The organism is Corynebacterium freneyi (assembly GCF_030408835.1).
In the GTDB taxonomy this organism is placed as follows: Bacteria; Actinomycetota; Actinomycetes; order Mycobacteriales; family Mycobacteriaceae; genus Corynebacterium; species Corynebacterium freneyi.
Genome location: NZ_CP047357.1, coordinates 2,732,494 through 2,746,952, shown reverse-complemented (window position 1 = coordinate 2,746,952; position 14,459 = coordinate 2,732,494). Strand labels below are relative to the sequence as shown.

Below are 14,459 nucleotides of genomic sequence, written 5' to 3'. Positions count from 1 at the left end.
TTGACTCTCAACACCACCGCCGAAAAGCTCGCCGACCTGAAGGAGCGCCTCAAGCAGGCACAGGATCCGGGCAGCGAGCGGGCCAAGGCACGCCGTGACGCGGCGGGGCTGACCACGCCCCGCCAGCGCATCGCCCGCCTGGTCGACGCGGGGTCGTTCGTGGAGACCGGTCAGCTCGGCCGCACCCCCGGCGAAGAAGACGCCCCCTACGGCGATGGCGTGGTCACCGGCACCGCCCGCATCGGCGGCCGACCGGTGGCGGTGTACGCGCACGACAAGTCGGTCTACGGCGGTTCGGTCGGCGTCACCTTCGGCAAGAAGGTCTGCGACCTCATGGACCTGGCCACCAAGGTCGGCTGCCCGGTCATCGGCATCAACGATTCCGGCGGCGCCCGCATCCAGGACGCCGTGACGTCGCTGGCCATGTACTCCGAGATCTCGCGCCGCCAGTTGCCCCTGTCCGGGCAGTCGCCGCAGATCTCCATTTTGCTGGGCAAGTGCGCCGGCGGCGCCGTCTACGCGCCCGTGACCACGGACTTCCTGGTGGCGGTGAAGGACCGCACCGAGATGTTCATCACCGGCCCCGAGGTCATCCGCTCGGTCACCGGCGAGGACATCAGCTCCGCCGAGCTCGGCGGCGCCGAGCAGCAGGCCCGCAACGGCAACGTCTCTTACGTCGCCGACGACGAGGAAGACGCCTTCAACTACGTCCACGACCTGCTGGACCGCCTGCCCAGCTCCGTCCACGAGCCGCTGCCGCCGTACTGGGCGCCGTCCGACGAGATCACCGACCGCGACCGGTCGCTGGACACCATCATCCCCGACGACCCCAACGCCGGTTACGACATGATGGAGGTCCTGACCAGGATCTTCGACGACGAGGACTTCATCGAGGTCCAGCCGGACTACGCCCCGAACCTGATCACCGGCTTCGCCCGCGTCGACGGCCGGACCGTCGGCGTGCTGGCCAACCAGCCGATGCACCTGGCCGGTTGCCTCGACGCGGACTGCTCGGACAAGGGATCGCGGTTTTCCAACATCTGCGACGCCTACGACATCCCGATCGTCTACGTCGTCGACACCCCGGGCTACCTGCCGGGCGTGCAGCAGGAGAAGTCGGGCATCATCCACCGCGGCGCCAAGCTCGGTTTCGCGCTCGCGCAGGCGACCGTGCCGAAGGTGACCGTCATCGTGCGCAAGGCCTTCGGCGGCGCGTACGCGGTGATGGGTTCGAAGAACCTGGGCGGCGACCTGAACTTCGCGTGGCCGACGGCGCAGATCGCCGTGATGGGCGCCGAAGCCGCCGTGGTGATGATCCAGGGCCGCCAGCTCGCCGAGGTCCCCGAGGACCAGCAGCCGGCGATGAAGAAGATGTTCATGGACTTCTACAACGAGAACATGACCAGCCCGTACGTCGCGGCGGAGCGCGGCTACGTCGACGCGATGATCCTGCCTTCGGACACGCGCGTGCAGTTGCGTCGTGCGCTCGACCAGCTTCGCGACAAGCAGATGCCGCAGGCGCGCAAGAAGCGCGAAATCGCCCCGATGTAGGCCCGGAGTCGGCGGGGAGTCGTTCTTTCGGGGGAGGTTTCGAACGAGCGGACGGCCCCCGAGGCGCGACTTTTCCGCGCTCGGCGCTAGGCTTTGCGTGTCCAAAACGATTCGAGGAGCTGATCGTCATGACCAACCCGTACGACAACCCCTTCGGCCCCCAGGGCGGCAACGATCCCTACGGTCAGGCGGGGTACGGCCAGGGAGCGGCCAATCCATACGGTCAGGCCGGCTACGGGCAGCAGGGTTACGGCCAGCAGGGCTATGGCCAGGCCGACTACGGCCAGGGCGGGTATGGCCAGCAGGGTTACGGCCAGCCGGCTCAACAGGGCTACCCGCAGCAGGGTTACGGCCAGATCCAGCCGTACGCACAGCAGCCGATGCAGGCCTACGGCGCGGCGGGCCACGGCGGCGTGCCGATCGGCGAGAAGACCCTCCCGGTGTCGGGTGCGGGCGTGTCCGCCCTGCCGCGGTGGGGCGGGCAGATCCTGGACGCGATCATTTTCATCGTCCTCATGTTCATTCCGCTCCTCATCCTCGCCGCGATCCCGTTCCTCGGGTGGGCGTTGCTGGGAGCCTTCACCCTCATCGGCAAGCCGCTGTACTACGCGATCTGCGAGAGCTCCTGGGGCGCGACGCCGGGCAAGAAGCTGCTCGGCTGGAAGGTCATCGACGTCCACACCGGCGGAAACCTCACCTTCGGCCGTTCCTTCATGCGCAACCTCTGGAACCTCGGCGGCCTCATCCCGGCGGTCGGCATCATCGTCCCGATTCTCGTCGGCGTATCCATCAGCGGTGACCCGCAGGGCCGCGCCTGGCACGACCGCATGGCCGATGCCGCCGTGGTCCGCCGGTAACGGTCGACGACGAAAGGGCCGGCCCGTCGCAAAGCAACTGCGACGGGCCGGCCCTTTTCGTGCGCCCCCAAATGGGCGCCGGTGGTCGAGGAGGGAACGGTCGGGGGAACCTAGTGGACGCCCTCGAACCGGGCGACGATCCACTTCTTGGCCAGGATCAGGGCGGCGCCGATGGCGATCGACAGCACGCCGATGACGATGAAGAAATTCGACTCCGCGGACGCGTCCTCCGGGTGGTAGTACCCGGCCAGAACACCGGCCAGCGACGTGCCCATGGCAACCGCCATCATCCACACGGCGAACATGCGGGTGGGGAAGGCGGCCGGCGCCAGCTTCGTCGCCAGCGAATTGCCCACCGGCGACAGCATCAGCTCGCCCATCGTGAACAGGAACAGAATCCAGACGATGACCAGCAGCGGCGTCGAGTTCGGTCCGCCGCCGACGAACGGCAGGAAGAAGAACAGCGAAACGCCGATGATGATGTTGGCGACGCCGAACTTCACCGGGTACGACCACTGGCGGTCGCCCAGCTTCGTCCACATCGCGGCGAAGATGCCGGAGAAGACGATGATGAAGATCGGATTGATCGACTGCACCCACGTCGGCGAGATCTCGAAGCCGCCGATCATGCGGTCCAGACGCTGATCCGAGTAGATCGCGATGACCGTGAACTGCTGCTGGAAAATGCCGAAGAACAGCACGCCGGCGACGAACATCGGGATGAACGCGATCAGACGATGCTTTTCGACGGCCGTGGTGCGCTCCGAGGTGTACATCTGGGTCCACAGCACCACCGCCGCGACGGCCGCCAGCACGGTGACGATGGTCGCCAGCGAATCGACCGGGACGATGCCCGTGGCGACGAGGGCGACGGCGACGACCACGAGGGCGACCGCACCGATCAGCGTCGGCGCGTACTTCGACTTCGGCAGCGGATTCGGCACCTCGTGGCCGGCGGCGCCGATGGTGGACTTGCGCATGAGCACGTACTGGACCAGGCCGATGGCCATGCCGATGGCGGCCAGGCCGAAGCCCCAGTGGAAGCCCTTCATGCCCCAGATCCAGCCGGTGAGCAGCGGGCCGAACAGGGCACCGATGTTGACGCCCATGTAGAAGATGGAGAAGCCGGCGTCGCGGCGGGTGTCCTCGCGGGAGTACAGCTGGCCGAGGACGACCGACGCGGTGGTCTTCAGGCCGCCCGAGCCGAGGGCGACGCAGACCAGGCCGATGGCCAGGCCGGTGACGCCGGGGACGACCGCCAGCGAGATGTGGCCGATCATGATGAGCACGGCGGAGGCGAACAGGGTCCGCTCCGAGCCGAGGAGGCGGTCGGCGATCCAGGCGCCGATCAGCGCCGCCATGTAGACCAGGCCGCCGTAGGCGCCGACGATGGACGTCGCCACCGCCTGGTTCATGCCCAAGCCGCCGTCGGTGACGGCGTAGTACATGTAGTACAGCAGGATGCCCTGCATGCCGTAGAAGCTGAAGCGCTCCCACATCTCGACGCCGAACAGGTTGGCCAGGCCCCAGGGCTGGCCGAAGAACGTCCGCTCCTTGTCGGAGGCGGCGTCCGCTCCGCCGTCGACGGTGGTCCCCGGCGAGGTGCGGCCGCCGCCGGAGTGGTCCGGTGCGGCGGTCGGCTGGTCGGCCTCCGGGCGGTCATCGGGACCGGGAGAGGATGCGTCCCCGGTCGAGTCAGGTGAATGTGCCATGCGTCCGATTATTCGCCGATGTCGGCCGAATGGAAAACCGCGCCCGCAGGCTCGTCGGCCTCCGGGCGCGGGGATCGGGGCGCGGGGGTCGGGGCGCGCGCCGCGATGTCGGGCTCAGGCGGTGGTGCGCTCCTTGAACAGGGCCTTGGCCAGCAGGCGGACGCCGATCAGCAGCAGGCCGCTCATGACGGTGGCGACGATGATGAACGACCAGTGCGGCATGGCGGAGTTGCGCAGGGCCCAGATGATCAGGCCGGTGGCGGCGGTGGCCAGCCACACGATGACGCCGCCGGGAGCCACCGGCAGCGGGTCCTTCTTCGCGCCGGCGCAGATGGCGTGGCCGATGGCGCCGCCGATGAGGAAGGGCCACAGGGTGTCCAGGATGTTGGTCAGGGTGAACGGGTCTGCTTCGGTGTTGTGCGCCGCGCGGGCGAGTACGGCGAAGGCGAAGATCGCGAAGAAGTCCATGGCGATCGTGCGGGTGGCGGACACTGTTGCTCCTGTTGCTGTGCGTGTTGCTGTTCGTGGTTCGGTCAGTCGGGTCGGTGGTCGCCGGCCGGTCGGTTTCCATTATCCGCCGTGCCGTCGGTCGTGCCGGACGGGGCCCCGTCCATTGGCCCGCCCATCGCCCCACCCATGGCTCCGTCCGTCGGGTCGTCCGCGGCGTCGGCTTCCACGTCCTTGCGGCGGTCGCCGCCGTAGTCGACGAGGTAGACGATCCAGCCGACGGCGGCGGGCAGGATGAACGAGACGAGCCGGTAGATGAGGACGGTGGCCACGGCGTCGGTGCCGACCATGCCGGAGGCGATGAGGGTGCCGGTGAGCACGGCTTCGACGGGGCCGACGCCGCCGGGGGTGGCCTGGATGAAGCCGGCGACCTTGCTGAAGACGAACGCCATGACCACGGTTCTGACGGCGACGTCGTCGACGCCGACGGCGCGCATGGCGGCGTAGAGGCAGATGACGTCGGTGATCCAGTTGGTGAAGGACCACGCGAAGACGATGATCAGGCGCACCGGGCCCAGGCGGACGCTGGTCAGCTGGCGGATGGTGGCCCGCAGTTTCGCCGCGCCTTCCTCCGCGGGCTTGCGGCGGATGGCGTTGAACGTCTTGAGCAGGGGCTTTGCGACGGTTTCGATCATGGCCGTGTTGCGCGAGAACCACCACAGCAGCCCGGTGAGACCCAGCACCGCCACTCCCGCCGCGATGAGGCGGACCGGGGCGTCGCCCCTGATGAAGAACAGGGCGCCGAGGGACAGGGTCGCGAGTCCGAGGAAGCTCAGCGCACCGGACAGCAGGATGAACCAGCTGATGACGACGGGCGATGCGCCCCACTTCAGCTGCCGGCGCACCTGCAGGGCGGTGGAAAACGCGATGCCGCCGGGCACGGACACGGACCAGGAGTTGGCGGCGAGCACCAGGGAATTGGCGGCGCGGCGTGTCACCGGAACGTCCGCGGCGCGCAGCAGCAGGCGCATGACCTCCGCCATCGAGTAGAGCGACAGCGCCACCATCGCGGCGGAGAACAGAACCCAGCCGAAGTCGGCGCGGAGGAAGGTCCGCCACCCGTCGACGACGCTGTCCTGGTTCTGGAGCGTGAACCACAGCGCGACGCCGAGGATCACGAGGGTCAGCGCCCACCGGATCCACGACGCCGAGGCGGCGGACGTCACCGTGCGGGCGGCGTCGCGCATGCGGTTCATCGGTTATCAGCCGTCCCGGAATCGGGGCCGGGGGAACCGGGGCCCAGGGCCTCGCGCTTCTCCCACTCCAGGCGCAACATGATGTCGCGCACGGTCAGGCGGCCCTCGGGCACCTGGATGGGTTCGTCGTCGGGGACCGCGTCGCCGTAGCCGTCGTCGGCGGCACCGTCGCCCGCGTAGCGCGCGACGAGGTCGTCGTCCGGGTCGTGGCCGATGAACCCGGCCGCGGGGTCGTCGTCGACGAGTTCGCCCTCGTAGATCGGCTCTCCGGTTTCGGTGCGCTCCGGCATGGCGGGCACCGCGGGCGCCGTGGACGCGGCGGCGGGGGCGTCGCCTCGGGCGAGCCCGGCCTCGTCGAACCGCCCGGCATGCTCGTCGGCAAGCCCGTCGTCAAGCCCGTCGGCATGCGCCTCGGCGGGAGCGCCCGCCATCGCCGGGACGCGGGCCACCGGAGCCGGCGCCGCCGAACCGTGCCCCAGGTGCGCCGACAAACGCTTGACCCAGCGCGGGGCCCACCAGCAATCGTCGCCGAGCAGCTTCATCACCGCCGGGACCAGCAGCAGACGGATGATCGTCGCGTCGAGGAACAGGGCGGCGATCATGCCGAAGGCGATGTACTTCATCATCACGATGTCGGAGAACCCGAACGCGCCGGCGACGACGATCATGATCAGCGCCGCCGCGGTGATGATGCCGCCGGTGTTCGCCGTGCCGAAGCGGATCGCGTGCGGGGTGGCGGCGCCGGCGTCGCGGTCCTCCACCATCCGGGACACCAGGAACACCTCGTAGTCCGTGGACAGGCCGTAGATGATCGCGATGATCAGCACCAGCACCGGGCTCATCAGCGGCCCCGGCGTGAAGCCGAACAGGCCCGCGCCGACGCCGTCGACGAACATCGCCGTAAGAATGCCCAGCGTCGCGCCGAGGCCCAGGGCAGTCATGATCACGGCCTTCGCCGGCAGGATGATCGAACCGAACACCAGAGCCATGAGAATGAACGTGGCGACGACCATGTAGAGGATCATCCACGGCAGGGTGTCGAACAGCGCCTCGATGGACTCCACCTCCATCGCCGGGGTGCCGCCGACGAAGACCGTCGCCCCGTCGGGCACGTCGATGCCGCGCAGCTGCTCGACGATGCGCGTGCCGTCCTCCCTGTTCTCGATGCCGGCCGACAGGACCGTCACGCCGTCCTTCGTCGGCTGCGCGATCTTGAACCGGTCCGTCAGCCCCGCGACCTCGTTGGCCCGCTGGTAGATCTCGCCGACGGCGCGCGGATTGCCGCCGTCTTCGATGACCAGCTTCACCGGGTCGGTGCGCATCGTCGGGAAGTTCTCGTCGAAGCGTTCCTGCGCCGTGCGGGTTTCGTTCGCAGGCGGCAGGTAGGTTTCGTTGATGCCGCCGAACTTGATGCCGATCAGCGGCAGCGTCAGGGCCAGCAGGCCGATGGACACCGCGATGGTGACCGCCGTCGCGTGCTTCATCGCCCACGCGGGGATACGGCCCCACACCGAGTTCATCGACTGTTCGCGGGTGCGGCCCGCGCGGCGGACGCTCCACCTGTCGATGTTGGGGCCCAGCAGGCCGAACAGCGCCGGCAGCACCGTCAGCGACAGCAGCGCGGCCAAACCGACCGCGGACATCGCGCCGTATGCCACGGATTTCAGGAAGGCCTGCGGGAACAGCAGCAGTCCCGACAGGGCCACGGCGACCATCGCGGCGGAGAACACGACCGTCTTGCCGGCCGTCGCCGTCGTGTTCGCCACGGCCCGGGGGACGGGCACCCCCTCGGCCATCTCCTCCCGGAACCGGGACACCATGAACAGGCCGTAGTCGATGGCCAGGCCCAGCCCCAGCAGCGTGACGACGGACTGCGCGAAGGCGTTGACCTGGGTGACCGACGCCAGCATCGACAGGATGCCCAGCGAACCGGCGATGGACAGGATGCCCACGATCAGCGGCATCGACGCCGACACCACGCCGCCGAAGACGATGAGCAGCAGCAGCGCGACGATCGGCAGCCCGATCAGCTCGGCGCGCCAAATGTCGTCGGCCATGCCCGAATCCAGGGCGCCGGCCACCGGCGTCGCGCCGGCGATTTCCATGTCCACGCCCTCGATGGGCAGCTGGTCCTCGATGGCGCGGTAGTTCTTCAGCACGTCGTTGCCGGTGCCGGTCAGGCCGATGGCGACGAACGCGGTCTGCTTGTCCTCGGTGGCCATCACCGCCTGGTTGTTGGCGAAGTAGCTGGTGACGTGGGCGATGTACTCCGGGTTCTCCGCCTGCAGGCGCGCGAAGTGGTCGTTGACCCGCTGCGTCAGCTCCGGGTCGTCGACGGTGGCGCCGTCGGGCGCGTCGACGAGGACGACGACGTCGCCGGAATTGTCGCGGCCGAACGTCTCCTCCTCCAGCATCGCGGCGGCCGTCGAATCCGACCCCGGGTCGTCCCAGCCTTCCTGGTCGAGGCGGTCCTCCAGCTTCGTCCCGGAGAAGAAGAACAACGCGAGCAGGGCCGCGACCAGCACCAGCGGCGTGATGACGCGATGCCGGTACGCGAAGGCTCCCCATCGGTAGAACATGTGCGGGTCAGCGCTCCTTGAGCAGGGACATGAGCGAACGGAACGGCTGCAGCCAGGCACCCTCGTCCGGCAGGTTCTCCAGGTCGATGCGCGGCAGCGGTTCGCGGAACACTCCGGGGATGTCCTCGAGGTCGATGAACTCGATGATCCCGGAGTTGACGGCCCAGGCGGCGTGCTCGCGGAAGCCGATCACGGTGGTGGGGATCTGCGAGTGCTCGAGCTCCTCGAGCATGTCCTGGAAGTTCTGGCCGTCCGCGGAGGCGACGACGACGCCCTCGAGGATGCCCTCGTCGCGACGGCGCCGGATGTGGGCGAGCATGTCGGGGTCGACGTCGGAGTCGTCGCCGATCTTCGGCTTGGCGAACACGGCGAAACCGACGTTGCGCAGCGCCTCCACCCAGGGGCGCACGATGTCGGCGCTGCCGGGGGCGATGTTGGTGAAGACGGTCGCCTCGGGTTCGATGTGCGTGCCCACCTCGTCGGACAAGTCCATGGTGCGTTCGACGAGCCAGCGGCCGATCGCGTCGAAGCGCGGGCGGTGCGCGGCGGTGGGGCGGGAGCCGAGGATGGCGCCCAGGCCCATGTCGATGTTCGGGGCGTCCCAGACCAGCAGCAGGGTGGGCGTGGTCTCGGGGGATTCGGCGTAGTGGTGGGTGCCGCTCATCGGTCGTCCTCTCGGGTCGCGCCCGCGGTGTCGCGCTTGCGCCAGACGTATTCGTGGATGTCGTGGTCGAGGTTGAGGCCGCGGTTTTCGAACTTGGTGGTGGGTCGGTCGAGCAGCATCGGCGACTCGGGCCACGGCCACGGCATGGGTTCGAGGGCGGGTTCGACGTCGCGCAGTTCGTCGATCCATTCGGCGTAGCCGGCGTGGTCGGTGGCGGCGTGGAAGATGCCGCCGGGCTTGAGGCGCGAGGCGATGAGCCGCAGGGTGCCGCTTTGGAGGATGCGGCGCTTGTGGTGGCGGGCCTTGGGCCACGGGTCGGGGAAGAACAGGCGGACGCCGTCGAGGGATTCGGGGGCGATCATGCGCTGGAGGACTTCGACGCCGTCGCCGCGGACCATGCGGATGTTGTCGACGCCTTCGCGGGTCATGGCGGACAGCAGCTTCGCCAGTCCGGGCTTGTACAGCTCGACGGCGATGATGTTGTGGTCGGCTTCCTTCGGGGCCATGGCGACGGTGGAGGTGCCGGTGCCGCAGCCGATTTCGACGATGGTGGGGCCGGGGCGGCCGAACCAGGCGTCCACGTCGATGACGTCGTCGGAAAGCACGGTGCCGACCCGGTCCCAGTGTTCGTCCCAGATGGCGGACTGGCCGGGGGTGAGGGTGCCGCGGCGGAAGCTGACGCCGCCGATGCGCGGGTAGTCGAGGCCGTCGTCGAATTCGGTTTGCATGGGGCGGCCGTAGGGCAGGGCGCCCTTGCCGAAGTCGGGGACGCGGCCGGTGCCGGACGCCGTGTCGGGGGTCGCGGAATCCGCGCCTCCCCCGGCGGCGTCGTTCGTATCAGGGGTATCAGTATTAGTCATCGCTCCCATTGTTCACGACGGGAGGGCGGGGTCAATAATCCCGCGCGCGTGATTCGCCCGCGCGCGGGCGCGTGAACGGCGGGTGGCGGGTACCGGATCTGTTGCCGGTGCGGGGCGCCCGTGGTCTACTGGGCGCGTTCGGATCAGGGGGATCGGGCGGATTCGGGGGAACCGGGGATGGGCGAGTCGGTGCGGGACGGTCGTTTGTGGGCGGCGGTGGTCGATTGGTTGGCGGATGCCGGCGTCGGCGAGGCCGCGGCGGTGGACATGGCGGAGTTGCTCGATTCGGCGTCGGGGCCACCGGTCATCGCGGTGCGCGGGCCGGCGGGCATCGGTGCGAAGGGGGTTGCGGCGTCGTTGCGGCGGCATCCGACGGCGCGGGGGCGGTGGCGGATTCTCGCCGATGAGGGGGCCGCGCCGCGCGTCGACGCGGATGCGGTGGTGACGTTGTCGCACGATCCGGGGGCGGTTGCGCGGCCGGGCGAGGTGGTCGTCCATCCCCGGGGGCGTGCGGGGCGGGGCATTTCGCTTGACGACGCCGCCGATCCCGGTGGTCCGGCCGTGTCGGAGGTGATCGCCGCGGTGGCGGAGCTGACGTCGCCGACGGTGTTGGCGCAGGTGCGGTCGGGGCGGCTGGAAAGGGGCGTGGCCCGGATAGCGGTGGCGCACCCGGTGGTGCGCGACGAGCTGGAGGATCTGCTGTGGCCGTGACGGGGACGGGCGGGGAGAGGACGGATGCGCCGCCGTTGGAGGTGACCCGGACCGGCCCGGCGGCCGAATGGGCGGACACATCGGCGTTGGAGGCGGCGGGCGTGCGACTCGTCGACGGGCGGACCCCGGTGGTGCTCGTCCTCGTCGACGGGCGGGTGCCGCCGGATCGCGGCGACGTCGACCTGGTGGAGGCGGTGTCGGGGGCGACCGGGCGTTGCGCCGTCGGACTGGACCTCGATGGCCGTGCGGGGGCGGGGTCCGGTGCGGGCCCGGCTGCGGGGTGCCTCGACCAGTGGCGCGACGCCATTCACGTCGACGTCGCCGTCGGGCCCCTCGACGCCACCATGGCCAGAACGTTGAAACTCCTCGCCGAGGGACCCGCCCGGCCGATCACCCCGACGCCGGGTCAACGTCGGCGGGCGTTGTTGGCGGCGCAATTGTCCGCCGATCGCGCCGGGCGGGCGCGGGCCGTCGACAAGCAACTGAGGGAGCGGAAGGCGACCATGCCGCACGCGATCGCCGACGCGCTGGAGGGGATCGGCCGCGGTACGCCGCCGACGTCGCCCGAGGAGGTCGATGAGGCGGTGGCGCGGGCGGCGGTGACCGTCGCGGAGACGCTGGGACTGCCCGGGCCGCCGGAGACGCCGACGGCGCCGGAACCGCCGAAGCCGGGGATCTTCACGGACGTCGGGGTGGGGCTGCTGACGCTGGGCGCGGCGCTCGGCGCGGGCGGGATGCTCGGCGGGCTCCTGCAGTGGGCGGGACTGCCGGCGTGGGCGGTTGCCGCGGTGACGGCGGTGGCGGGTGTCGCGTTGGCGGCGTCGTTGGTGATCGCCGGCAGACGCAGGCGGATCGCCCGGGATCGCGCGGGATGGGTGGCCGCGCACCTGGCCAGGGTTCGGCGCACATGGGACCGGGACATCGCCGCCATGTTGCGCGCCGAATCCCGACCGCCCCCGGACGGTTGGCGGGCCCGGCACCTCGCGGCGGCGCTGCGGGCGGAGACCGGGAAATGACGGGGCGGAACCGACGAAGGAATTGGAGGAAACGGACATGGAGGGAATGAACGTGGAAACACCGATGGGCGGAATCGGCGGAGGCGTCGGCGGGGTCGAGTGGCCGACGACCGCGTGCGGGCTCGGCGAACTCGACGCGATCGGCGGCCCCGACGCCGGTGCGGCGGGTGCGACCGGCGGAATGATCCTGGAGATCGGCGGCGAGTACTTCGATCTCGGCCCGGGCACCGGGGATGTCGACGCCGATGGGATCGCGGATTCCGTGACGCTCGCCGACGACCGCGGATTGAGCATCTACGCCGACGTCGACGGCGACGGGACCGTGGACCACGTCACCACCGTGCTGTTCGACGGGACCTACGAGACGTGGACGGCATCGTCGGCGACGTCGGCGGGGGCCGACGGAAGTTCCGGGGCCACCCCTTCGGGGGTGAATCCCGATGGCATCGACAAGCGGGAAACTCCGGCGACCTGGGGGGTTCACGAGTGGGAGCGGGGTGAACGGGGCCGATGGGCATGAGCATTCGCGAAACGGCTGCTGTGGGGTTCGTCTCATGCTCGTCGGCAGCGCTTTTCGGAATCCGCCGGTAGTCTGATAACGAGACGCGAAACCCACAGTCAGGAGTACAGATGTCCGCACCTTCCATCCCGGGTCTGCAGGGTCAGGCCCCGACCGAGAATGCCGAGCTGCTCAGCTGGATCGCCGAGGTTGCAGAGCTCACCACGCCGGACAAGGTCGTCTTCGCCGACGGTTCCCGCGAGGAGTGGGATCGCCTGTCCCAGGAGCTGGTCGACAAGGGCACGTTCATCAAGCTCAACGAGGAGAAGCGCCCGAACTCCTTCCTGGCGCGCTCCAACCCGGCCGACGTCGCCCGCGTCGAGTCGCGCACCTTCATCTGCTCCGAGAAGGAGGAGGACGCCGGCCCGACCAACAACTGGGCGGACCCGGCCAAGATGAAGGCGGAGATGACCGAGCACTACCGCGGTTCCATGAAGGGCCGCACCATGTTCGTCGTCCCGTTCTGCATGGGCCCCATCGATGACCCGTCGCCGAAGCTCGGCGTGCAGCTCACCGACTCCGAGTACGTCGTGCTGTCGATGCGCATCATGACCCGCATGGGCCAGGACGCGCTGGACAAGATCGGCAAGGACGGCGACTTCGTCCACGCCCTGCACTCCGTGGGCGCGCCGCTGAACGAGGGCGACGAGGACTCGACCTGGCCCTGCAACGAGACCAAGTACATCACGCACTTCCCGGAGACCAAGGAGATCTGGTCCTACGGCTCCGGTTACGGCGGCAACGCCATCCTGGCCAAGAAGTGCTACGCCCTCCGCATCGCCTCGGTCATGGCCAAGGAAGAGGGCTGGATGGCCGAGCACATGCTCATCCTGAAGCTGACCGACCCGTCCGGCAAGGCTTACCACGTGGCCGCCGCCTTCCCGTCGGCCTGCGGCAAGACCAACCTCGCCATGCTGACCCCGACCATCGAGGGCTGGAAGGCCGAGGTCGTCGGCGACGACATCGCGTGGCTGAAGTTCGGCGACGACGGCCGCCTGTACGCCGTCAACCCGGAGAACGGTTTCTTCGGCGTCGCCCCGGGCACCAACTACGACTCGAACCCGAACGCGATGAAGACCCTGGAGAAGGGCAACTCCATCTTCACCAACGTCGCGCTCACCGATGACGGCGACGTCTGGTGGGAGGGCCTCGAGGGCAAGCCGGAGCACCTCATCGACTGGAAGGGCAACGACTGGACCCCCGAGTCCGACGAGCTGTCCTCCCACCCGAACTCCCGCTACTGCACCCCGATCGACCAGTGCCCGGTTGCGGCGCCGGAGTTCAACGACTGGAAGGGTGTCCCGCTGGACGCCATCCTGTTCGGTGGCCGTCGCCCCGACACCGTGCCGCTGGTGACCGAGGCCCTGTCCTGGAACCACGCGACCTTCATCGGCGCGACCCTGGCTTCCGGTCAGACCGCCGCGTCCGCCGAGGCGAAGGTCGGTTCGCTGCGCCACGACCCGATGGCCATGCTGCCGTTCATCGGCTACAACGTCGGCGACTACCTGCAGCACTGGGTTGACATGGGCAAGAAGGGCGGCGACAAGATGCCGCACGTCTTCCTGGTCAACTGGTTCCGCCGCGGCGACGACGGCCGCTTCCTGTGGCCGGGCTTCGGCGACAACTCGCGCGTCCTGAAGTGGATCATCGACCGCATCGAGGGCCGCGTGGAGGCCAAGGAGACCGTCGTCGGCTACACCGCCCGCGCCGAGGACCTGGACCTCACCGGTCTGGACACCCCGATCGAGGACGTCAAGGAGGCCCTGAAGGCGCCGGCCGAGAAGTGGCAGGGCGACCTCGCGGACAACGAGGAGTGGCTGAAGTCCCTCGGTGACCGCGTGCCGCAGGAGATGTGGGACGAGCTCGACGCCCTGAAGTCCCGCATCAAGGAGCGCGAGGCCAAGAAGTAGAGTTCGCGCTCACCGATCCCGGGCGTTGCCCGGGTTCACCGCACGCGTCCCGCAGCGCCCCTCCCGTCGCCGGCACAATGCCGGTGGGGGAGGGGCGCTTCGTGTTTCGCGCCGGCCGCGCCGTCTGGTGTCGCATGGGCCGTGCCCGGAGCCCGTGCGTGGACGTGCCGCACGGACGCCGAATCACCGCGTGACCGAGTCGACGTACCCGCATCCATTTGCGCAGGTGGTGTTCCGATAAACTCGTGGGAGGCGAAAGATCGGCCGAACCTGAACGCACGGGACCTCACGAGCCGTTCGGTTCGGCGCAACGTCCGCTTTCGTGACGAGAGAGGGT

The 14,459-nt window shown here is 69.3% G+C and carries 12 protein-coding genes; 6 read left to right on the top strand and 6 right to left on the bottom strand.

Annotated elements, in window-relative coordinates:
• Entirely contained in the window at positions 1-1,551 is a 1,551-nt protein-coding gene (locus CFREN_RS12290; protein ID WP_070519405.1) for an acyl-CoA carboxylase subunit beta, read from the top strand.
• Positions 1,552-1,679: 128 nt separating this feature from the next.
• On the top strand, positions 1,680-2,408 hold the full coding sequence (locus CFREN_RS12285) for an RDD family protein (RefSeq protein ID WP_209651668.1): 729 nt from the start codon (positions 1,680-1,682) through the stop codon (positions 2,406-2,408).
• A 110-nt stretch (positions 2,409-2,518) separates the two neighbouring features.
• Here CFREN_RS12285 and CFREN_RS12280 read toward each other — a convergent pair whose 3' ends face one another.
• The 6 genes from CFREN_RS12280 to trmB all read right to left on the bottom strand — a co-directional run bounded on the left by CFREN_RS12280 (position 2,519) and on the right by trmB (position 9,935).
• A complete protein-coding gene (locus CFREN_RS12280) occupies positions 2,519-4,120 on the bottom strand; it encodes a peptide MFS transporter (protein ID WP_209651670.1) in 1,602 nt (533 codons plus the stop codon).
• A gap of 114 nt (positions 4,121-4,234) precedes the next feature.
• Entirely contained in the window at positions 4,235-4,588 is a 354-nt protein-coding gene (locus CFREN_RS12275) for a DUF3054 domain-containing protein (RefSeq protein ID WP_209654478.1), read from the bottom strand.
• Between the two features lie 65 nt (positions 4,589-4,653).
• Positions 4,654-5,823, bottom strand: coding sequence for a lysylphosphatidylglycerol synthase transmembrane domain-containing protein (locus CFREN_RS12270; RefSeq protein WP_209651671.1), 1,170 nt, complete (start codon positions 5,821-5,823; stop codon positions 4,654-4,656).
• The gene (locus CFREN_RS12265) at positions 5,820-8,402 is read right to left on the bottom strand and encodes an MMPL family transporter (protein ID WP_209651673.1); all 2,583 of its coding nucleotides are present in this window, start codon (positions 8,400-8,402) and stop codon (positions 5,820-5,822) included. The genes CFREN_RS12270 and CFREN_RS12265 overlap by 4 nt, the downstream gene beginning before the upstream one ends.
• A 7-nt stretch (positions 8,403-8,409) precedes the next feature.
• Positions 8,410-9,066, bottom strand: a complete 657-nt coding sequence (locus CFREN_RS12260) for an NYN domain-containing protein (RefSeq protein WP_209651675.1) — start codon at positions 9,064-9,066, stop codon at positions 8,410-8,412.
• Entirely contained in the window at positions 9,063-9,935 is an 873-nt protein-coding gene (gene trmB / locus CFREN_RS12255; protein WP_371327313.1) for a tRNA (guanosine(46)-N7)-methyltransferase TrmB, read from the bottom strand. Before trmB ends, CFREN_RS12260 begins: the two co-directional genes overlap by 4 nt.
• A 168-nt stretch (positions 9,936-10,103) precedes the next feature.
• Here trmB and CFREN_RS12250 point away from each other — a divergent pair, with 168 nt between their 5' ends.
• The 4 genes from CFREN_RS12250 (at position 10,104) to CFREN_RS12235 (ending at position 14,122) form a co-directional block, all read left to right on the top strand.
• Positions 10,104-10,637, top strand: a complete 534-nt coding sequence (locus tag CFREN_RS12250) for a hypothetical protein (protein ID WP_209651677.1) — start codon at positions 10,104-10,106, stop codon at positions 10,635-10,637.
• A complete protein-coding gene (locus CFREN_RS12245) occupies positions 10,634-11,653 on the top strand; it encodes a hypothetical protein (protein ID WP_209651679.1) in 1,020 nt (339 codons plus the stop codon). Before CFREN_RS12250 ends, CFREN_RS12245 begins: the two co-directional genes overlap by 4 nt.
• 37 nt (positions 11,654-11,690) lie before the next feature.
• Positions 11,691-12,173 (top strand): DUF6802 family protein, encoded by a 483-nt coding sequence (locus tag CFREN_RS12240; RefSeq protein WP_209651681.1) that lies wholly within the window; start codon positions 11,691-11,693, stop codon positions 12,171-12,173.
• Between the two features lie 110 nt (positions 12,174-12,283).
• Entirely contained in the window at positions 12,284-14,122 is a 1,839-nt protein-coding gene (locus CFREN_RS12235; RefSeq protein ID WP_209651683.1) for a phosphoenolpyruvate carboxykinase (GTP), read from the top strand.
• The last annotated feature ends 337 nt before the right edge of the window (positions 14,123-14,459 follow it).